The 1,230-nt window shown below is 61.8% G+C and carries 1 protein-coding gene and 1 pseudogene; both read right to left on the minus strand.

The window, feature by feature from the left end; translation table 11 throughout:
* Positions 1 to 129 precede the first annotated feature (129 nt).
* Positions 130 to 864 carry a phosphoadenylyl-sulfate reductase gene (locus tag ABT171_RS41610; protein ID WP_016929052.1) on the minus strand — a complete coding sequence of 245 codons (735 nt, stop codon included), beginning with the start codon at positions 862 to 864 and terminating at the stop codon, positions 130 to 132.
* 61 nt (positions 865 to 925) lie between these two features.
* Positions 926 to 1,230, minus strand: a pseudogene (locus tag ABT171_RS41615) (hypothetical protein); the annotation flags it as partial.

Genomic DNA, 1,230 nt, shown 5'->3' on the forward strand with positions numbered 1-1,230 from the left:
GCGTGCAGATCCTGCTGCCGCTGATCAAAGAGTTGGCGCAGGCGCACCCGCCGAAAGCACAAAAGAAAAAGTAGCCTACAAAAAAACAGGGCCCAGCATTGCTGAGCCCTGTCGGGTGATTCGCCTCTTTTAGCCTTCGTGCAGACCGCACTCGCGCTTCAGGCCGAAGAAACGCGTCTCTTCCTCACTCATGCCCGGCTCCCATTTCTGGGTGGTGTGGGTATCGCCTACCGACAGGTAGCCCTGTTCCCACAGCGGGTGATAACTCAGCCCGTGTTCGGTCAGATACTGGTAAATCTTGCGGTTGTCCCAGTCGATGATCGGCAGGATCTTGAACACCCCACGCTGCACCGCCAGCACCGGCAGATTGGCGCGGCTACCGGACTGCTCGCGCCGCAGACCGGCGAACCAGCTCTGCGCCCCCAGCGTCTCCAGCGCGCGGTTCATCGGCTCAACCTTGTTGATCTGGTTGTACTTTTCAATCCCTTCCACGCCCTGTTCCCACAGCTTGCCATAGCGCGCCTCTTGCCAGGCGGGAGACTGTTCGGCGCGGAACACCTGCAGATTCAGCTTCAGCTGGTCGGTCAGTTGATCGATAAAGCGATAGGTTTCCGGGAACAGGTAACCGGTGTCGGTCAGGATCACCGGGATATCCGGCCGGATGCGCGTCACCAGGTGCAGACATACCGCCGCCTGAATGCCGAAACTGGACGAGAGTACGAACTCGCCGGGCAGATGCTCCAGCGCCCATGCAACGCGCTGTTCGGCGCTGAGGGTCTCCAGTTGGCCGTTGACTACCGCCAATGCCAGCGCCTGCCCGGATTTGGGCAACGCGTTCAGCGCCGCCAGATCGAATTCAGCCATGTTGTCTCTCCTGATGCTTGAAATTACCTGCGCGGCCCCTCTGCCCAGAGGCCGCCCGGCCTCACTCCCAGAAATCTCGCGCCGGATCCAGCACCGGTTTGACGATGCCCGCACGCACGGTGAAGTCGCCGAAGCCTTCGCCGCCGTTGCGCTCCTCCGCCCAGCGCCCCACCAACAGGTCGATCTCGTTCAGGATCTCGACTTCGTTGATGTTCTCGCGGTACATGCGCGTAATTCGCGTGCCTTCGCGGTTGCCGCCCAAATGCAGGTTATAACGGCCGACCGCCTTGCCCACCAGCCCCAGCTCCGCCAGCAGCGCGCGGCCGCAGCCGTTCGGGCAGCCGGTAATGCGCAGCACGATATGCT

Source organism: Streptomyces sp. NPDC001851 (assembly GCF_040297165.1).
Classification (GTDB): domain Bacteria; phylum Actinomycetota; class Actinomycetes; order Streptomycetales; family Streptomycetaceae; genus Streptomyces.